Origin of the sequence: Nibrella viscosa, from assembly GCF_039541875.1 — a bacterium.
Taxonomy (GTDB): domain Bacteria; phylum Bacteroidota; class Bacteroidia; order Cytophagales; family Spirosomataceae; genus Nibrella; species Nibrella viscosa.
Genome location: NZ_BAABHB010000002.1, coordinates 181,568 through 202,161, shown reverse-complemented (window position 1 = coordinate 202,161; position 20,594 = coordinate 181,568). Strand labels below are relative to the sequence as shown.

The following is a 20,594-nucleotide window of genomic DNA, read 5'->3' as shown; positions in this document are numbered from 1 at the left end:
TCTTCTGGGGATGGGGCTCTCCACAGCCCGGTGTGGTCAACATCGACCACTTCTCGGTCCGCTGGAGCGGGCAGATCGAGGCTCCTGTGACGGGCACCTACATCTTCCGCACCAACAATGATGATGGTACCCGCCTGTGGATCAACAATCAGCTGCTGATCGACAACTGGGCCCTGCAGTCACCCACGCTTAAGGAAGGCAGCATCCAGCTGGTAGCGGGCCAGAAGTACAGCCTGACGATGGAGTACTTCGAGTACGATGCCGGGGCGCAGGCCCTGCTGATGTGGCTGGTGCCCGGCACCAGCACGGTTGTAACGGTACCTAAGGAGCGACTCTATCCGGCAGAACTCAATGTTTCATTACCCAGCTTCACGTCCATGGAACTGGTCAATGTACTTGACTGGAACTTATATCCAAACCCGGCACAGGATTACGTTACTATTGACATTCCAAACGTGTATGATCCCAACACACTCCATTTTTCAGGGATGTCAAGTTCTGGACGTATCACAGACCTGCCATCGTACGGGGTTCAGTTCTCGGGTACTAAGGCCAGTATGAATGTGGATATTAAGGCGCTGCAGGGAGGAGTTAATTTTATCCTGGTCAAACAGGATAAGGACACCCCGATCGGCGTACTGAAATTCATAAAGCAGTGATGTAAATACTAGCGGTGTTTGGTCACACCTCGCTGTTCGCACCAGGCCAATACAGGGCAGGTAGAACAGCGAGGTAACGTGCCGGTGCAGATGTGCTTGCCAAAGGGCATTAGCAGCCGGTTTATATCAATCCAGAGCGGCTGCGAGACCTGCTGCTCCAGCACCTTCAGGGTTTGTTCAGGCTGGCGGGTCCGTACATAGCCCCAGCGATTAACGACACGGTGAACGTGAATATCGACGCTGATAGCAGCCTGACCAGTAGCTACGCCCAGCGCCAGATTGGCACACTTCGGCCCTATGCCTTTGAAACTGGTCAATTGCTCATATGTTGTTGGTAATATACCGCCAAACTCCTCTGTTACCCGTTGTGCAATACCAAGCATGGTGTACGCTTTCTGATCGGGATAGGTGCAGCCGTGCAGTAGTTCGGTTAGCTGTACTGCGTTCAGCGTCAGCAGGTCTTTAGGAGTACGGACTACGGCAAACAGGCGCAGACTGACCGGAATGGTGGTTTCGTCGAGGGTGCGGATAGAGATAATACAGGCGATCAACTGCTCGAACAGCGAGGTATAACCGCGCTCATACAGCTCGAACATGGCGGCTTTGGGATACGGCTTTATAGCCGCTTCTATGCGGCTGAGGACCTCTTTCAGATCAACGTCTGGTTTCATACCAAACAAAACCCGACGGGTTGCCGTCGGGTTTAAAACATTAATCTCTGCTTACTTCGTTTCCAGTTCACTGGCTAACTTCAGCACGCGCTGCTTGTCGTCCTGCTCAATCAAAACCGCCGGATTATCGCCAGAGCCGTTGCGTTTGATCTGCTTGCCATCGATGGTTCGTTCCACTTCTTCGTGATGAACTTCTACTACCTTACCTTCTGCGTGTCCGGCACCCCATTTCCAGCGTACCTGATCTCCTTTCTTTATCATAGCTGTAACGTTGATGTACAGGCTGATAACGGCGTGTTCGTTTTGATTGTTTGGAAGCCGGAGCGCTTACTTCTGCGTAATCACCATCTCTACCCGACGGTTCTCCTGCCGCTCTTTTACGGTAGCGTTTTTGTTGATCGGCCGTGAGGCCCCATACCCAATCGTATCAATTCGGCCGGCATCAATGCCTTTGGAGACCAGATAACTTTTCACCTCCTTTACGCGGTTGCGCGACAGTTCAAGGTTGGCATCGAAGTCGCCGACGATATCAGTATGTCCTTCCAGCCTGATCTTCATGGTTGGATTGTCGCGCATGAGGCTCACCAACTGATCCAGTTCAGGAAACGATTCAGAACGGAGATCATACTTGGACACATCGAAATAAATGTTCCGGAGCGTTACCTTGGTCCCTTCTTCAATCGGTGTCAGCTCCAGATCCCGCACCAGATCCGTCCGGGTAGTCGTCAGCGTATCGCTCAGGCCCAGGTACCCCTTCGCGGTCACCGAAACGGCGTAAATGGAAATAGGCCGGGCGGCAATGCGGTAGCTCCCGTTCTGCCAGTCGTTCCGGACGGTATCGCTCAGTGGCCGGTCGTTGGTCAGCAGTTGGTACGAAACTGTCGCCAGCACCGGCTTTTGGGTTTTGGCATCGCGGATTACCCCCCGGATGGATACGGTAGCCGGTGCCACAGGTTCGGGCGTAGTGGGCGTTACGGTCACCGGCGGCTGCTCAACACGAGGTTCTGGCTCCGGAGCCGGGGTACGGGGAGCCGGGCGTTGCGGCTGGCGCTGGGCCGGCGGTTGCGGCTGCCGGCGCAATGGGTTGTTAACGTGAACACCGTAGAAGTTAAAGCAGATATTCCCCCGCGAGTCGTTGCACTCAAACAGGTCAAAGATCTCAATACCGGGTTCGAGTCGCTCAAAATACACCACAAAATCGACCTGCTCACCGGGCCTGACCCCCCGGCGTTCGGTAACGGGAATGTTCTCGGCCCGGATAAACCGGAACGACCGCTCTCCCTGGTTAGCGTAGAGACGCGACGAAGGCTGAAAATTGATGGTCGTCGTTTCAATACTCTCCTGCGGGAAGGGAAACGGCAAGCGGTTTGGACTCTGCCGGCGATAGGGCGGAGCCTGCTGACTTCGCCGGTAGAACGTCATGTAAATAACGGTGTAGCGGTCGGTCAGCTCAATCCGGCGAATAGTCACATCCGGGTCGTTTGCCTCTTCTACTCTGGGCCGTTCGGTAACGTACTGTACCTGCGCCTGGGCCCAGAGCGGACAAACAACGAGTATCCATAGCCAGCGTAGTGCGGTTTTCATAAGCATTGGTGTTTACTTGCCCTATATAAACGCTTGCCATCGGCGGGTATTTTGCCGCTAGTCAGGCAATCAACCTCTTAGATAAGCGGTAAGGCGCAAAGTTTAACCAGAAAGCCTACTTATTGATTAACTGGAGTTGCCAACCTTAGTTTTTCACCATTCGTTGCCGGAAGACCTGGCCGCCCACCTGAACGTCAAGCAGGTACATGCCGCCGGGCAACGTTCGCAGGTCAAGTTTGCGATCGAAGGCGTCGGCCGTTTTCTGGTGATTTTCTCTGATCAGATCGACTCCTGTTAGTGTTCGGACCGTCAGCGTCAGCGGGCCGCGCAGGGCGTTGCGCAGCGACAGCGTTACCTCGCCATGGCTGGGGTTCGGCGTAAGCGTCAGGGCCTGTTCAGCTTGTGGCGGTGGCACTGAGGTCACCTGCCCGGCTCGGACAAAGACCCGCGCCGTGGCTGTCGACTCGCACAGATCAGTACCGGTGCCGGTTACGGTGTAGGACGTCGTTACGGTAGGCCGGGCAATTACCTGTGGTCCCAGGGTAGAACTCAGCGTAGTAGCCGGCCCCCAGTTAAACACGCCGGCCCCACGGGCACTGAGCGTAACGGCTTCGCCCGGGTTGACGAACAGCGAGGAGGCCGATATCTGCACCGACGGTTTCATCCCCACACGAGCCGAAATGTTATGGGCAATATTCAGACCCAGACTGTCTGTAAAGCGAGCCCAGTCTCCGTTCTGGCTCTGGAACCAGGAGGTAGCAAACAGCGACTCTCCGTTTCGGGTGGTGACCAGCGCTACCGTATCGCCCTGAGCGTATTTCAACTCAACGCCCACGTGAAATCCTAGACCCGTTACGGTCGGGCTCAGCGGAACATTGCGGTCGAAGGTGACTGATGTAGGCCGGTTATTAGCTACATCATCCAGAATGGTCCGCAGCGGCACTTCCTTCTGCTCCAGAATGGCCCCCGGTCCGTTCTGGAAGCCACGGGCATTCCAGACCGTGACCAGCACGGTAGATTCGGTAGCGGCTCCGGTAGCCGCTTTGGCCACCCCAAACCGCAGTGAGGCCCCGCTCAGGTTGGTGTAGCCGAACGGATTCTCAAAAAATTCCGATACCGCCCGGATGCGCCGGCTGTTCTGACCCGATGCATACCCCGTAACGGTTGGTACAGGATGCCTGAGAACCGTAGGTGTCCCGTTGAAATTACTCACCTCCCCACAAAGACCTATATTTAACACTTCGATGTACTCTTCACGAACGAGTGGGTCCGACTGCCCGGCGCTGTTGCGGACGACCAGCCTTACCCGGTAACGACCGGGCTGATTGTATGTTACAATGGGGTTTCGTTCGTTCGAGGTGGATGGGGTACCTCCTTCAAAGGTCCACTCCCAGGCGGTCGGGAAGTTACCCGATAGGTCATTGAAACGTACGGTGCCACCCAGCAGTACCCGGCGGGTATCGGCCCGGAAATTTGGAATCGGGCGGCTCGCCACGAGGGAACCACAAACATTGGATGTCAGCAGCGTAGCCCGGCGGGGACTAATCTCCATCACCGCCCGCATCCGCTGTTTTTGTCCAATAGTAAAGATGTTGAAGCAGGCATCATCAGAATAGTCCATGTAGTTCTGCACCATATTGACGGCTCCGCAACTAACTCGGCCCACCGGACAGCCTCGACTTTCGGACGCCTGAGGGGGCGTATCCCCCACAAAATCATCGCCACAGTTGGCATCGCCCCAGATATGACGCAGCCCCAGCCAATGCCCTACTTCGTGCGTAAGAGTACGGCCCAGGTTGTAAGGAGCCTGCATTACCGGGAAATTACCTTTTTCGGCATTACCAAAAGACTGATACCGGACCACCACCCCATCGGTACTGGCCGGTCCGCCACTGTTGGGAATACCGGGCAGGCTCGACTGGCTCGGAAACTGCGCGTAACCCAATAGCCGGGAGTCGGAAGCCGCAAAATCAACAACCCAGATATTGAAATACTTATCCGGGTCCCAAAACGTAGAGGGCTTCAGCTGCCCCTCAATCTGGTCACGGGTCCAGCTCGCCTGAGCCCCTCTTACGCGGTCAATACCCCGCTCGGCCAGCGTTTGGCCCTGTGGACCAACAGCCGCCATACAAAACTCGATTTCGATATCGGCCCCCACCGGATTGTCGTTGAACCCCCGGGTACCGGGCTTCCGGCGAAAGTCTTCGTTCAGCGTCTCGATCTGGGCCCGCACCTGCGCGTCGCTGATGTTACGGCCGGTGCCGACAGCCTCCCCGTTGTGTACAACGTGCACGACAACCGGAATGGTAATCACCTCAGCCAGCACTCGCCCCGACCGCTGCCGCTCCTGAATTTCTTTGATCTTGCGCTGAAGCGCCTGTTCAAAGTCGTTCAGCGGTCCAAGCTGAGGATACCGTGCCCGCAGCAGGCTATCCATCTGCATAGTGGCACACTGCTCATCGGTATGGTTGTGCGTGTGTGTCTGCGCCCGCAAGCCGGACGAAAAGGTAAAAACAAGCAGGAAGAAAAGTAATCGTTGTACCATAGTGCTGTTGAACTGAGGGAGCAGATTGCGGTAAGCCGACATAAAAGGCCGCTAATCAGAAGCAGCCGGTTTATTTTGTCGTTACGGCATTAAAGGTGTAGCGCTCGCTCACGTTTATATCCTGGTAATACAGTTCGATAGTCAGCACCCGATCCGTCAGGTTCTTGATAACAAACGGATAAGCCTGATCGGTAACGAGCGGGAAAAAAAACTCCAGCGTAGCATTGGAATTGACCAGCGCCCAGGTATCGGTAATCAGCACATCCGGCAGTTGGGCGTTACATTTATTCGCACCCTGCAACACCTCGTACCGGTGCTCCTCGTTAGCATAAAACACATATTGTAGATCAGCCAGGCAGAGATTAGCGCCCAGCACCTGCGTAACATACTGCTGAACGCCGACAACCGGGTAGGCCTGCCCTTCGTCTATTTCCTGGTAAGACACCAGCCGCCAGGCCTTTTTCTCGGTTCCGGTCAGCAGCTGGCTGTATGTTACGGGCTTCGGCTCAATACGCTCCGAGCATCCGGAAAGCAGCCCCGTCAGGGTGATCAGGACTGCCAGGTTTAGTATCAAAGATTTCATATAACTGCTTTCATTTAAAACGGCCTATTGGGGAATGTACGTCTGCGCCTGATTAAAGACAACAACGGTATCCCGTTGTGTACCCGCTATCGTGCGCCGTAGTCTCAACTGTAAGTTAAGGGTAATCTGCCGGTCGCGGGGGTTCCAGGAGCCATTGCCCCGAATGGTATCTCTTGAGCCAAGGTACTCATTCGCCTGCGCCGGAATTGTCAGGGAATTATCGCCGTTGTCGATAAAGGTAAGCGTCGGTTTGAAAGCATTATAGTAAAGCAGGCCCAGGTTCCAGTTCGACAATCGGTAAGACCGGCAGTCGATGCTGGTAATCTGCACATCCGGAACGGAAATCGTCTGGTTCTGAATCCGGTTTACACCGGTGTAGAAGCCGCTCAGCAGACAATCGTCCTGAATGGTCAGGGTCAGTTGCTTCCCGATCTTTTTTTCCTGCCCGAAACCGACCTGTAAGGTACTGGGCTGAACGCCCGTCAGGGTAAAGACCACATTTTGCGACTCCAGAATGTTATTGGCATTGTTGATAAGCCGCACCTGAATCTCGCCAAAACTCTGCTTCGCGGGTATTACCACCGTGCCCTTTGTGCCCACAATGGAGTAGTCCCGGCCTTCGCGGGCGGTACCGCTTACTGTGTAATTAACCGTAATAGGCTGGTCCAACTGCGGCCCGGCATTATGCACCCGAATAGAAATCGGCTTGCTATAACTTTCTTTGTAGGTCAGGGTGGTATCGGTAAACCGCACGTGGTACGGCCCGGCAAAGGTCCGGTCAACATCCAGTTGTTCGCAGGCGGCCAAACCCGCCACTGCCGCCACCACAATAAACACCCCAACCAATAGGCTATTTGCTCTCATTCTTCATTCATCATTAATCAGTCATCATTCCATTAATACCCCGGGTTCTGAGCGCCCCGCAGGGCCGGATTGCGCTGCGTTTCACTCTGCGGAATAGGCCAGAGTTCGTAGCGGTTGTTCCAGTTGGGCGAAAACGCCGACATAACCGCCTGCGCCCGGCCCGTACGGACCAGATCGTACCAGCGGTGCCCTTCAAACGCCAGCTCATATACCCGCTCCCGCTCAATAGCCAGCAGAATGTCCGACTGGCTGCCGGTGGTGATGGTCGGCGCTTTGGCGCGGGTGCGCAGCACGTTGATGTCGGCAATAGCCCCGTTTACACCGGTAAGCCGGCCGAGCTGGGCGCGGGCTTCGGCCCGGATCAGGTACATCTCGGCCAGCCGGAAAATGACCAGGTTGGCGTTATCTTCCAGCGCCGTACCGTACTTGCGAACGGTCCAGCCGTTGTCGTTACCCCGCTGCTGCTGGGCGTTGAACGTTATGGTTGCCACCCGCGTACCGGCCTCGTTCGAGACCAAAGCCGCCACTACCTGGTTGGAGGGAATTACCTCGCGCCGGGTCACAAACAGGTTGGTCAGCGTACCGGCATCGTCGTTGATGGTATACCCAACTTCAAAAATAGATTCACTGGTGAAATTCCGCAGCACCACGGTTTCAAAATCGGCGGGCAGCGTAAACTGACCCGAGCTGATCACCAGCGATGCGTTGGTTTCGGCCTGCTGCCAGTTTTTCTGGTAGAGATAATACCGGGCCATGGCCGCATATACGGTTTGCTTCGACACATAAGCGACTCCTCCCGATGGCCGGACGGGCAGGTCGGGCAGCGCGGCCTGGTAATCGGCCAGTACGGCGGCCAGCACCTGCGCCTTCGGCGTACGCGGTATGTTGCTGTTAGCAGCCTGATCGGTAGTAGTCACCAGCGGAATATCGCCGTAAGTATAGGCACCGTAAAAGTAGGCCAGTGCCCGCAGAAACTTAGCTTCGGCGGTAACCTGCTTGCGGTTCGCTTCGGATACACCCGTTACCTGCGGCAGGCGCTCCAGAATAAAATTGGCCACGTAGGCGGTACGGTAGATAGAGCCCCACAGCCCTCCGACTACGCCGTTGGTCGAGGTGATCTGCTTGGTACCCAGCTCGCGGTAATCCGAAAACGTACCGTTGTGCTGGATCATATCGGCCGTAAAATCACCGGCAATAACGAGAGACGCGGCTATGCCCCGGAACGCACTGTAGAGGCCAATCCGCACGGAGGGCACATCGTCGGCCCGCTTCAGCGCCAGTTCATCAATCCGGATATCGTAAGGGGTCGGTTCCAGCACCTCTTTACAGGCCGTTACCGACAGAAGCATCAGCAGAATATAAAGTGAATACCGTTTCATGCGTAGCGTTTAAAAAGTTACCGTAACCCCACCCTGAAGATATTTGACCTGGGGCAACGTGAAGAAATCAATACCCTGAGCGGAGGTAGAGCCATCCAGTGTACTTACCTCCGGGTCCGGGCCCGTATAGCGGGTTAACGTCCAGATATTGGTGCCGGCCACAAATACACGGGCGTTGGTCAGCTTAATCCGGTTTACCCACCGTTTGGCGATGTTGTAACCCAGGCTGACGTTTTTCAGCCGCAGGTACGAGCCGTCTTCGATAAAACGGCTGCTGTGGAAGTTGTTGTATGTGTTTTCGAACTCGTAACGCGGCACACTGGTAATATCGCCGGGTTTCTGCCAGCGTTTCAGCGCTTCCCGTCCCTGGTTGAATGATATAGAGGATCCGGTATTGACCAGGCTGGTCTTGGTAAAGTTCAGCACGCGGTTGCCGTACGAGAACTGGAAGAACACACTCAGGTCGAAGCCCCGGTAGCTGACTTTGTTGGTCAGGCCACCATACAGCTTGGGTTGGGCATTGCCGAGAATCTGGGCATCATCCGGCGTAATGCGTCCGTCGCCGTTAACATCGTCGTAAATAGCGTTGCCTGTTGCCGGATCAACGCCGAGGAACTTCAATCCCCAGAACGTACCCAGCGGCTGACCCGGCACAATGATGTTGGTGGCCGAAGCCCCATCGGCCTGGTAGCCCCGGTACAGCGGCTCGGTACTGGCCAGCTCAACTACTTTGTTAAGATTACGTGAGATGTTCAGGTCGGTATTCCAGCGCACTTTTCCGTTATCGATATTGACGGAGGATATAGTCAGCTCTACTCCCCTGTTGGCCACTTTACCAATGTTCCCCTGTACGGCCCCGAAGCCAGTCGTGAGCGGAATAGGCTGAGCAAACAGGAGGTTGTCGGTCAGGTTACTGTAAGCGTCAGCCGTGAGGCTCAGCCGGCCGTTAAAGACCGACAGGTCCAGCCCGATATTGGCTTCGCGGGTGCGCTCCCACTGAAGGTTCGGGTTGGCGAGCGCTGAGGGCCCTAAGCCGGATGCTCCGCTGTAAGTGGTAGCGCCCCAGCGGCCCAGAAACTGGAAGTTACCAATGCGCTCGTTACCGGTATAGCCGAAGCTGGCCCGCAGTTTCAGGTCGGTCAGGAAGCGGAACCGCTCCATAAACTTCTCGCTGGAAAGCCGCCAGGCTACCGATGCCGACGGGAAGAAACCAAACTGGCGTGACCGGCCAAACCGCGAGGAACCATCATACCGGGCGGTGGTCGTCAGCAGGTACTTCTCATTATAGTCGTACCGTACCTCCGTGAATCCCGACAGCAAACCGCTGTTGGCCAGGTAGGAGTTACCGGCATCGACCACCCCCGCCGAGCCGATATAGGTAAAGTCATCACTGGGAAAAATCCGGCCCTGTGAAAAGCCGCCCCGGTCGGTCCGCTGAATCACCTCTACTCCCGCCAGCGCGTTGATCCGGTGTTTACCCGCCAGAATGGTATTGTACGTTAAGGTGTTGGTATTGATAAACGTAGCCGCCCACGAGGAGGTAAAGACGCCTAAGCCCCGCCGGCCGACCGATTCACTGAAGCCACCCACTGCCGTTGAGGTTGGGTAATAATTATCGTCGATGATGCTATTGTAGTCGATGCTGGCCTTGGACCGGAACCGCAGATTTTCGATCAGTTCGTATTCGCCGTAGATACCACCCAGCATTTTTACCGAGATGGTCTGCTGGCGCGGCATCAGGGCTTCGGCCACCGGGTTGAAGTTCGGAAAACCCTGGTAGTTAGGGTTGCCGGGCACGTATAAGCGGCCGAACTCATCGTAGGGCGAGTTGTAGGGCAGGCTGTTGATAGCTCCGGAGTAAACGCCGTTAAGCGCGTTATCACTGGCCACCCGGTAGTTTTTACCCCGCGAGACGGTCATGTTGGTCCCAAACGAAAGACGCTGGGTAGCTTTGGTATCGAACGAAAACGTACCGCTCATGCGCGTAAACCGGCTGTTGAGCTGAACGCCTTCTTCATCGCGGTAGTTACCGCTCACGTAAAAGCGGGTGCGGTCATTACCGCCCGTCGACGAAAGCTGGTATTGCTGATACACCCCCCGGCGCAGGACCATGTCCAGCCAGTTGGTGTTGACTCCATCCGTTACGCCTTTAATCAGGCCGAGTTTATCCGGATTCTGACCGGCATTGATCACCGCTTCGCGCTGTAGTTCGAGCAGTTCGCTGGAGTTGAGCAGATCGGGGCGCCGAACTACCTCCGTCAGGCCGCGCTGTACCTCGGCGGTAAAGGTGGTAGGCTGGTTGAGCTTACCCCGTTTGGTGGTAATCAGCACTACGCCGTTGGCCGCCCGCGAGCCGTAGATCGCTTTGGCCGAGGCATCTTTCAGGATCTGCATAGACTCAATATCGTTCGGGTTGAGCAGCGAGAAGGCGTTGTCATTCTGTCCGCCGTAGCCGATGGAGGTTAAAGCCCCATCCTCCACCGGCACCCCATCCACGATAAACAGCGGTCGGTTGCTGGCCGAAATAGACGTGCTCCCCCGCACCCGAACCGAAATACCCCCGCCCGGTGTGCCGGACGACTGGGTGACCTGCACGCCGGCCGCCTGCCCCTGCAGGGCCTGATCGAAGCTGGCCACGGGAATTTCTTTGAACCGCTCGCTGCTGACAGACGCAATGGAGCCGGTGATATCTTTTTTCTGGGTGGTGTTATAGCCGGTGACGACTACCTGGGCAAGTTCATTGACGGCCTCCTGCATCTGCACATTAATGATACTGCGGTTGCCGACGGTCACCTCCTGCGTAACCAGGCCGATAGAGGAAAAAAGCAGCACGGTATTGTCGCCGGGCACGGTAATGCTGTAGTTTCCGTTAGCATCGGTGCTAACCCCCTGCGTTGAGCCGCGCACGACCACGTTTACGCCCGGCAGGGTGCTGTTGTCCTGCGCCGACGTAACGCGGCCGGAAATGCGTCGGCCCTGCGCCAACAGCAGACCGGGGAGTATCAGCAGAAAAACCAGAAGTAGAATTCTTGGGTAATAGTTGTTCATGCAAGCCTCTCAAGTAGTAGGTAATCTGGTAAAGAATGCTATTAAAATCGGAAAATACCGCATTCTCCGAAATAAACTTAGTTTAGTACGTATTAAACGAAAAAAACCACCTCAAATCATATACAACGGGCACCCGATTTTTTACCTCAGGTGCCCGTTGGGGTAATACGCCGTAGAGACGCAAAATTTTGCGTCTCTACAGGTATATTAAATCAATAGCCTTCATTCTGCGCAATGTTGGGGTTTGCCAGCCGCTCGTTCTGCGGAATCGGCCAGGCCCATTTGGGACTGCTGGCGGGCAGGTTACATACGACACCAGCCCGGCAACTTACCCGCTGCACCACCCGCGTGGTCCGCTTGAGGTCAAACCAGCGATGACCCTCCAGCCAGAGTTCTTTCCGGCGTTCGGTAGCAATGGCATCCAGCAGCGCCTGACCGGTTTCGGTACGGGGCGTAAAATCGGCAATTCGGGCAGCCCGAAGGGTATTCAGATCGGCCAGGGCTTCGGTGGCCCGGTTGCTGAGGGCGCGGGCTTCCGCCCGGATCAGGTACATCTCGCCGGTCCGGAACGCCTTGAAGTTTACCGCACCGTCGCGGGCGGTACCCTTGCCCTGGTACTTGGTCGATACCACGCGGGTAGCCCGGTTTACCGAACCCGGCACACTGGCACCAGGGGTGAAATACGAAGTGTAGCGTACATCTTTAGCCGCATCGTACAGGCTCAGTAGTTCGGCCGAGGGATCAAACTGAGCCCGGTTAGTGGCCGGCGACCAGACGTCGAGCGCCGGCCCGCCCTCGCCGGGGTTGAACTGGATCGAGAAAAGTACCTCGTCGGCATTGGCATCGGTCCAGATACCGGGGAAGCTGGCGCGGCTCGCCAGCGGACGGGCCGTAATGGCCGCTGTGGCAAAGGTGATAGCCCGGTCGTATTCTTTGGCGTAGAGCGCCACCCGCGCCAGTATGGCGTTCACCGTGGCGGCATCAATGCGGCTGCGCCGGGTGTTGGTGTTGATGGCGGCATCGACATCGTTCAGGAGCGGCAGCGCGGCTTCCAGGTCTTTGTAAATCTGGTCATACACTTCTTTCACCGTAGCGCGGCCGGGCAGTTCAATCACCGGCGTGGTCTTGATGGGAATACCAGGCGCGGTGGAGTTCCGGTCGAAGTTAGGTGCGTAATACCGCAGCAGGTTAAAATGCATCAGACCGCGAATAGCCAGCGCCTGGCCCTTGAACCGGTTCGCCCGTTGCGGGTTCGTCGATTCAAACTGCGTGATGTTCTGCAGAATCAGGTTCGCGTCATTGATCATCAGGTAGGAGAACCGCCAGACCTCCGCCACCCGAAGCTGGTCGGCGGCATACGTCCAGTCGGTAACGGCCTTGTAGTTGACCAGCGATTCGGTGGTTTCCAGCGTATTGTCAGCCATCATATCGGGCATGACCGACTGGAAAAGCCCGTAGGCGTACAGGTCACGCATGGAGGCATAGGTGCCGTTCAGCACCGGCTCAAAATCATCCAGCTTGCCGAATACGGTCGTGCTGCTGAGTGAGTGAGTGGGGGTCAGATCGATAAAGTCACTGCACGAAGAGCTTACCAGCAATCCTCCGCCCAGCAGTAAAGCATATAATTTTTTCATGATACGTTCGATGGTTAACATTAAAATCCGATGCCCACACCAACCGTGAATGTCCGCAGGGCCGGATATTGGGCACCGGTCAACTGACCACCCGTAATTTCCGGATCGAAGCCCAGGAAGTTGGTAAACGTCAGCACGTTCTGTCCCTGGAAGAACAACCGGGCCGAGGCCATTTTGGCCCGGCGCATCAGTTCCGATGGCAGGTTGTACGACAGCGTCACGTTACGCAGGCGCATAAAGTCGCCTTTCTCCAGAAAGTGCGTAATGGCTGTCTGGTGGGGCAGATTCGGGTTCGGAATGTCGGTGATGTCGCCGGGTTTCTGCCACTCACGCAGCAAGGCCCGCGACACGTTGTCGGCGTAATAATCAGGAATCTCTACGTTGGACCGGTCGTTGTTGTAGATGTAGTTACCGAAGGCGTAGGTAAACAGGGCCGACAATTCGACACCCTTAAAACGCAGGGTGTTGGTAAAGCCACCAAAATAAGGCGCTTCGCGGGGACCAAAGATCTGGGCGTCGTTCGGGTCGTAGGTAGTGGTAATCTCTCCACTGGGCTTGCGAAACTGCTGCGCACCGGTCTGCGGATCAACGCCGGCATACTCCACCAGCCAGTTGCTGTTGATGGGATACCCAATGCGGTTGATGGTATTACCCGCAATATTACCGCGTTCGGGCGTGGTGGGGGTCAGCTTCAGAATCTTGTTGCGATTCAGGGTAAAGTTGATGTTAGTCTCCCAGCTGAAGTCGCCAGTCTGTACGTTAATGGTGTTCAGGCCTATTTCGATACCCCGGTTCTGGAGTTCACCGATGTTGCGGTTGATGGAGTTAAAGCCTGTGGTGCGTGAAAGCTGATCGTTCAGGAACAGGTTTTTGGTGATCGAATTATACACCTCAACCCCACCGGTAATGCGCCGGTTGAACAGGCCGAACTCGACACCCACGTTAAAGGTATTTTTCTGCTCCCAGCGCAGCTCCGGGTTTTCCAGTTGCGTCAGGATAACCGTCGAGTTGCCGTCGTAGGAAGAAATGGTCTGGCTGGTACGTGCGCCCCTTGCCTGGAAAATGGCCAGTGAGGCAAAGCTGCCGATCCCCTCCTGATTACCCACCGAGCCGTAGCTGGCTTTCAGGCGCAGACTGTTCAGAACACCGGTCGTAAGCTCCCGCATAAACGGCTCGTCGGTAATTACCCAACTGGCTCCGACCGAACCGAAGTTGGCGTAGCGGTAGGCCGAACCGAACCGCGATGAACCGTCGCGCCGGGCGTTCAGGTTGATAAAGTACCGGTTTTTAAAGCCATACGTAGCCGTAGTGAAATAAGACAGCAGCGCGTTGCTGATACCATCGCCCCGCGTATCGGGAATCTGGTTGGCGTTGTTCTGGGTGATACCCGCTTCGTTTTGCAGAATCCCACTCAGGCCGTAACCGGTAAACCCGAAGGTACCGTATTTAAGCCGGACCAGTTCGCTGTACAGGCCAACACGGACCGAATGATCGCCGAAGGTGTTGCTGTAATTGAGGGAGGTGGTACCAGTGAAGCGGGTAGATTTGTAGAAATCCCGCGCCAGACGGCCCTGCCGGCCCTTAACGGCCGAGGCTGTACCGGCCTGCCCAAAGCGGCTGTTGTAGATGGTCTGCTCCTGGTTGCTGTAGTCGACACCCCAGTTGGTGCGCAGCGATAAACCCTTCAGGAAAGGCAGATCGTACTCGGCAAAAGCTGCGGCTACGGTTTTCAGTTCGTTAAACTGGCGGCTGGTTTCGTTCAGTTCCCGCACCGGGTTAGGCTGGCCCGAACGCAATTGCGTGTATGACCCGTCGGCGTTATACGGTTTCTCGTACGGGTTGGCCCAGCGAATGGCGTTCAGCGGTGAGGCAATACCCGTATTGGCTTCGGTCTGGAAATTCTGTATCGAATAACCTACTGTTGAGTTCAGGCCAAACCGCAACGGCCCGCTGTTCGACTCCAGGTTGATGCGGCCGGTGTAGCGGTTGAGGTCGGTTCCTTTGACCGTGCCGGTTTGCGAGAAAAGGTTACCCGATAGGTAGAACAGCACGCTCTCGTTTCCGCCAGTAGCGCTTAACTGATGCTGCTGGGTGCGGCCAATCTGGAAAATCTCTTTCTGCCAGTCGGTATCAATGGATCGCAGCTGGGTGATGTCGGCAGCCGAAAGTCGTTCCAGGTCGGTACCGCCCCGGCGTAGTTCATAATTGATTTTCTCGTTGCTGTTCATCAACTCCAGGCGGCTTCGCGGAAAATAGGACTGACCATACTGCCCATCGTAGCTGATTCGGGTTTTTCCGGCCTTTCCGCGCCGGGTCTGGATAACCACTACCCCATTGGCCCCGCGCGACCCGTAAATCGACGTTGCTTCGGCATCTTTCAGCACCGAAATGGTTTCGATATCCTGCGGGTTGATCGTCTGGAAAGCCGCAGCCTCAATCTGAATGCCATCCACAATATAAAGCGGAGTATTGCTGCCGTTTACCGAGCCCGAGCCCCGCACCCGGATCGAAGCCGCCGAACCTGGCTGGCCACTATTGGCAATTACCAGCACACCCGGAGCCTGACCCTGCAGAAGCTGGTCGAGCGAGGCAATGGGCTGATCTTTAATCCGGACCGGCGGAATGCTGGCCACGGAGCCCGCAAACTCACGACGGTTGTTCTGGCCATAGCCTGTTACAACCACTTCACTCAGTTGAGAGGCATCTGACCGTAAGGCTACGTTGATGATGGATTGCCCTGCCACAACGACCTCCTGCCGGGCTAGTCCGACAAAACTAAAAACCAGCGTGCCGCCGGCGGCCGGCAGGTTAATAGCGTAATTACCGTTGGCATCCGTTTGGGTACCGCGGTTGGTGCCTTTAAGCTGGATGTTTACGCCCGGTAAAGCCCCCCCATCTTCGCTGCTGGTGACCCTGCCTGTCACCCGGCGGTCCTGAGCCAGGGCAGTCTGCACCAGCACTGCCAATACGCCCATAAATAGAAGTACAAATCTCCTCATAGGTAAATAGTTAGTTTGATTTAAAGCACAAATCTATAGATTTAACCATAATTTAATGTATATACGTTTATTTTTAAACATGGGCTTCTAAAATTTTAGCGTTTTCTACAACACTTACCATAAAAAAAGGGGGTCGAACATTTTGTTGTTCACCCCCTTTTGTTTTTATAGCTGAATTAATAACCTGGGTTCTGTACCAGCAGGCTGTTGGCATCTACTTCCCGCTTCGGAATGGGCAGCACCAGCTTGGGGTCGTTCCAGGCGTAGGTGCCGGTGCTCTGGCGGGTCCGGCGCAGATCGTGAATTCGCAACCCTTCAAAGGCCAGTTCAAACTGCCGCTCCCGCAGCACGTCCTCCACCGTCGGGCTGGCAATGGGAGCCAGGCCGGCCCGCTGACGCACGGCATTCAGGTCGGCCGCCGGGGTAGCCCCTACCGTACTGCCCAGCCGCAAATTGGCTTCGGCCCGGATCAGCAGCATCTCGGCCAGGCGGATCACCGGGATATTGGCCCCAAAATCGGCCCACTTGCCGGTATAGTACCGGTTTACACCTTTGTAGCCGATGTACAGCAGTTCTGTCCGGCGGGCATCGGCCGGGTCGTACTGGTTCACAAACGGCGTGTTTACCTGCACATCGCCCCGGCCAATGTTTACGCCATTGACGGGCAGACTGGCGTAGAAGGTGGTCAGCCCGTCGTTGGAGGTTCCGGCATTGTTCTGATCGTTCTGCTGGATCTCGAAGATACTTTCGGCGGTGTTTCGGTTCCGGAAAGCTGCGGTTACCGACGGGTTCAGCCGGAACATACCGGACTGAATCACCTGGTTGGCAGCAGTCAGGGCTTTGGCATAGTCATTCTGCTGCAGGTACACGCGGGCCAGAAACGCCAGCGCCGAGTACTTATCGGCCCGTGCGCCATTATCGTTGGGCAGCAGCGTGCTGGCCTGCGTCAGGTCATTGATTACCTGAGTGTATACCTGCGCCACCGTATTGCGGGCCGCCGTTTGGGCCGCCTGCTCCGAGGTGATCGTAGCCCGCAGCACCAGCGGTACCCCTGGCTGACTATTGTTGGCGGTGGCCCCCCACTGGAGAGCATACAGCCGCACCAGTTCGAAATACAGAATGCCCCGGATAAATTTGGCTTCGCCTTCCAGCGTTTTTTTCAGGGTAGCGTTAGCCACTTTATCCAGCGACTCCAGCACGTTGTTCACCGTGTTGATGGCGGCATACGCCCGGAGCCAGGTCCGCTCGGCCTCCGTATTGGTATTCTGGATCGACCGCTGCGCCACTTGCCGGTAGCCGGCAAAGGTACCCCGCCAGGTGATGTAATTTTCGGCTCCCAGCAGTTCGGGCAGCAGGTTCAGGTTGGTGCCATACAGGGCTCCATTGCCCAAATCGCCATACGCCCCAATTATGGCACTTTCAACGTCCTGGGCTGTTACCAGGGCCGTCTGGGCGTCGATAGATTGCTGAGGTTGCAGGTCTAAACGGTTATTGCAGGCCGTTAGCCCCACGGCCAGCATGATACTTATGGCTATGAATGTTTTTTTCATGGGTCAGACTAAACTGAAAATTAGAACAGACGTTGGCTACTAAAAACCCAGGTTGACCCCAAACGTGATGGTTTTCGACTGGGGGGGTGTATAAAAATCGTGCCCCAGGGCAATGTTGGCCTGCTGGTTGCCGCTGTTGACATACTGGGTGTTTACCTCCGGATCGTAGCCGGTGTATTTCGTAAACGTAAACAGGTTCAGCGCCGACACATATACCCGTGCCGACTGGATAAAGGCTTTCCGGATTACTCGGCTCGGAATATTATAGCCCAGCGAAGCCGTTTTTACCCGCAGAAACGAACCATCCTGCACCCAGCGCGACGATACGCCGGCCCCGTTACCTTCGTACAGGCGGGCCTGCGGTACGTCGGTCACATCGCCCGGCTTTTGCCAGCGACGCAACTGATCCACGGTCTGGTTATCGAAATAATCGGCGTTTACCGACTGGAAGAAGCCGGCTACATTGTAGATGTCATTGCCGTACACAAACTGGAGCAGCACGTTCAGGTCAAAACCTTTGTATGAGAAATTGTTGGTAAAGCCCCCGGTAAACTTCGGATTGGGGTTACCCACAAACAGTTCCGGCGCGGCCGCGTAGTTGTTGGTCGGCTTGCCGTCGGCACCTTCGTAGAGAGCGTCGCCGTTCTGCGGATCAGCACCCAGGTATTTTTTGCCGTAAAATACGCCCAGGGGCTGCCCTTCGGTCACGTAGCTCAGGAACCGGGAATTCACCCGGATAGGCGCTACGTTCAGTTTGGTGACCAGATTCCGGTTGAAGGAAATGTTGAAGTTGCTGGTCCAGCGGAACTCCCGCACCAGGTTCTGGGTCGTGAGGCTGAATTCGACACCGCGGTTGCGCAGGCTGCCGATGTTGCGGGCAATGGTGGTGAAACCATTGATACCCGGCTGCGGCACATTCAGCAGCAAATCGTTGGTGACCTTGTTGTAAAAGTCCACCTGACCGTTGAAGCGGTTATTAAGGAAACCAAACTCCAGGCCGACATCAAGCTGGGTACTTTTTTCCCACCGCAGATCCGGATTGGCGATCTGCGACGGACGGATACCGGCCTGATCGGCGTACGGAATGGCCACATATAGACCCCGCGAGGCAAAGTTGCCGATCTCGGAGTTACCCGTTACGCCGTAACTCGCCCGCAGCTTCAGCAGACTGATCGAAGGTACGTTGTTCCGGATAAAGGCTTCTTCGTTCAGAATCCAGCCGGCCGATATCGACGGGAAGAACCCGTAACGGTTGTTGGCCCCGAAGCGCGACGAGCCGTCGACCCGACCCGATATGCCCAGCAGATACCGGTCGCGGAATTTGTAGTTGGCGCGGGCAACATACGACAGAATGCTGAAACCCGTCTGGTTGGAGCTCCCGCTCAGAATCCGGGCGGCACTGGCCAGCTTCTGAAAACGGTCATTCGGAAAACCGCGGCCCTCGCTGGATACCGTCTGCACATCCTGCTCCTGGTAGGTGATGCCGCCCAGCAAATCAATGTTATGCTCACCGAAGGATTTCAGGTACGACAGCGTATTGTTGGTGGTCCAGTTCAGTGAGCGGGTCTGCGCCTGATAGCCGTAGCCGGTGGGGGCACCATCTTCGGTAATCCGGCCGCGGTAGATTTCTTCCTGCAGGTTCAGAAAGTCAAAGCCGTATTCGGTGCGGAAGGTCAGCCCCGGCACCAACTGATACGAGCCAAAGAGATTGCCGAAGGTCCGGTACGTATTGGCCACGTTCGACGCATTAGCGATCTCGATCAGGTTATTGTAGTACAGGGTCTGCCGGTTGTACTGCGCCGGGTTGTTCGGGTCGTATATCGGCTGAATTGGTGGCAGCGCGTTCAACTGCACCGGGTTCGAGAACGCGTTGTCGCCCGGTGTCTTGCGGTTGATGGTCCGGGCCAGAGCCAGATTGGCACCCACCGTAAACCGGCTGTTGACGGAATGATCCAGGTTAAGCCGGACGTTGTTCCGCTTAAAATCGTTACCGATGATAATACCCACCTGATTGTTGAGGGCACCGGTCAGGCTGAAGCGGGTTTTCTCGTTCCCACCGTTGATACCAAAGTTAGCCTGGTTGATCGACCCGGTCCGGAACGCCTGACCGGCCCAATCAGAATCATACGTTGAGTTAATATCCAGGCCGGCACCTTCAAACTCCTCGGCCGGATTGTACTTCATATTGGTAGCGGCTTCGCTGAAAAGTTCTTTATACTGAGCTGCGTTCAGAAACTGCCGCAGGCGGGTAGGTGTACTGATACCGGTATAGTAGCCAACCTGCACATTGGTACGGCCAACCCGGCCACGCTTGGTGGTAATCAACACCACCCCGTTTGAGGCCCGCGACCCGTAGATGGCGGAGGCCGAGGCATCTTTCAGGATTTCGATGCTTTCGATGTCATTGGGGTCAATATCGGCCAGCGGGCTGTAGCGATCGTTATTAGTCGTATTCAGATCCTGGGAGGTGATGGGAATACCGTCCAGCACGTACAGCGGCTCGTTACCGGCCGAGATAGAAGCCGCCCCGCGCACCCGGATTTGCAGGGCCGAGCCCAGCTTACCGCTCCCCTGAGTAATCTGCACGCCCGGTGTGCGGCCCTGCAGTGCCGTCTCGAAGGTCTGCACCGGCAGACGGGCAATTTCATCGCCCTTCACGGTCAGTTGAGAGCCGGTCAGATCCCGGCGCTGCTGCGTACCATAGCCTACCACCACCACTTCACTCAGCGAGCGCGTTTCGCTGCCCAGTTGCACGTCAATGGTACTCCGGTTCCCAATGGAAATCTCCTGCGTTATGGAACCGATGAAACTGAATACGAGGGTTCCACCCGACGCCGGCACACTGATGGCATAATTACCACTGGCATCAGACTGGGTACCCCGGCTGGTACCTTTCAATTGAATGTTTACGCCCGGTACAACCGTACCATCTTCGGCACTGGTGATTTTACCCGTTACCCGGCGATCCTGAGCCATGGCCGACTGGATTAGGACCACTAAAAGGCTCACGAAGAGTAATAAAGTTTTCCTCATAAAATGGTGTTTTAATTGGTTTTTAATCCGCAATGTACAAAATAA

At 55.9% G+C, this 20,594-nt stretch carries 13 protein-coding genes; 1 reads left to right on the top strand and 12 read right to left on the bottom strand.

Annotation, left to right across the window (positions count from 1 at the left end):
• Nucleotides 1-659 (top strand): PA14 domain-containing protein (locus ABD931_RS05475; RefSeq protein ID WP_345264756.1); only part of this gene is annotated, 659 nt, incomplete at its 5' end.
• An 8-nt stretch (nucleotides 660-667) separates the two neighbouring features.
• On the opposite strand, the gene ABD931_RS05470 is transcribed toward ABD931_RS05475, so the two are convergent.
• From ABD931_RS05470 to ABD931_RS05415, 12 genes are all read right to left on the bottom strand, one after another.
• Nucleotides 668-1,330 (bottom strand): endonuclease III domain-containing protein, encoded by a 663-nt coding sequence (locus tag ABD931_RS05470; protein ID WP_345264754.1) that lies wholly within the window; start codon nucleotides 1,328-1,330, stop codon nucleotides 668-670.
• 51 nt (nucleotides 1,331-1,381) lie between these two features.
• On the bottom strand, nucleotides 1,382-1,591 hold the full coding sequence (locus ABD931_RS05465) for a hypervirulence associated TUDOR domain-containing protein (protein ID WP_345264752.1): 210 nt from the start codon (nucleotides 1,589-1,591) through the stop codon (nucleotides 1,382-1,384).
• Between the two features lie 66 nt (nucleotides 1,592-1,657).
• The gene (locus ABD931_RS05460) at nucleotides 1,658-2,914 is read right to left on the bottom strand and encodes an OmpA family protein (RefSeq protein ID WP_345264750.1); all 1,257 of its coding nucleotides are present in this window, start codon (nucleotides 2,912-2,914) and stop codon (nucleotides 1,658-1,660) included.
• A gap of 145 nt (nucleotides 2,915-3,059) precedes the next feature.
• A complete protein-coding gene (locus tag ABD931_RS05455; RefSeq protein ID WP_345264748.1) occupies nucleotides 3,060-5,459 on the bottom strand; it encodes a M43 family zinc metalloprotease in 2,400 nt (799 codons plus the stop codon).
• A 70-nt stretch (nucleotides 5,460-5,529) separates the two neighbouring features.
• Nucleotides 5,530-6,042, bottom strand: a complete 513-nt coding sequence (locus ABD931_RS05450; protein WP_345264746.1) for a hypothetical protein — start codon at nucleotides 6,040-6,042, stop codon at nucleotides 5,530-5,532.
• Between the two features lie 24 nt (nucleotides 6,043-6,066).
• The gene (locus ABD931_RS05445) at nucleotides 6,067-6,906 is read right to left on the bottom strand and encodes a Calx-beta domain-containing protein (protein WP_345264744.1); all 840 of its coding nucleotides are present in this window, start codon (nucleotides 6,904-6,906) and stop codon (nucleotides 6,067-6,069) included.
• 32 nt (nucleotides 6,907-6,938) lie between these two features.
• A complete protein-coding gene (locus ABD931_RS05440) occupies nucleotides 6,939-8,285 on the bottom strand; it encodes a RagB/SusD family nutrient uptake outer membrane protein (RefSeq protein ID WP_345264742.1) in 1,347 nt (448 codons plus the stop codon).
• Between the two features lie 9 nt (nucleotides 8,286-8,294).
• Entirely contained in the window at nucleotides 8,295-11,333 is a 3,039-nt protein-coding gene (locus ABD931_RS05435) for a SusC/RagA family TonB-linked outer membrane protein (protein ID WP_345264740.1), read from the bottom strand.
• Between the two features lie 212 nt (nucleotides 11,334-11,545).
• Nucleotides 11,546-12,967, bottom strand: a complete 1,422-nt coding sequence (locus ABD931_RS05430) for a RagB/SusD family nutrient uptake outer membrane protein (RefSeq protein WP_345264738.1) — start codon at nucleotides 12,965-12,967, stop codon at nucleotides 11,546-11,548.
• Between the two features lie 20 nt (nucleotides 12,968-12,987).
• Nucleotides 12,988-15,966 (bottom strand): SusC/RagA family TonB-linked outer membrane protein, encoded by a 2,979-nt coding sequence (locus tag ABD931_RS05425; protein WP_345264736.1) that lies wholly within the window; start codon nucleotides 15,964-15,966, stop codon nucleotides 12,988-12,990.
• Between the two features lie 176 nt (nucleotides 15,967-16,142).
• Nucleotides 16,143-17,516 (bottom strand): RagB/SusD family nutrient uptake outer membrane protein, encoded by a 1,374-nt coding sequence (locus tag ABD931_RS05420; protein ID WP_345264734.1) that lies wholly within the window; start codon nucleotides 17,514-17,516, stop codon nucleotides 16,143-16,145.
• A 39-nt stretch (nucleotides 17,517-17,555) separates the two neighbouring features.
• The gene (locus ABD931_RS05415) at nucleotides 17,556-20,549 is read right to left on the bottom strand and encodes a SusC/RagA family TonB-linked outer membrane protein (protein ID WP_345264732.1); all 2,994 of its coding nucleotides are present in this window, start codon (nucleotides 20,547-20,549) and stop codon (nucleotides 17,556-17,558) included.
• Nucleotides 20,550-20,594: the final 45 nt, after the last annotated feature.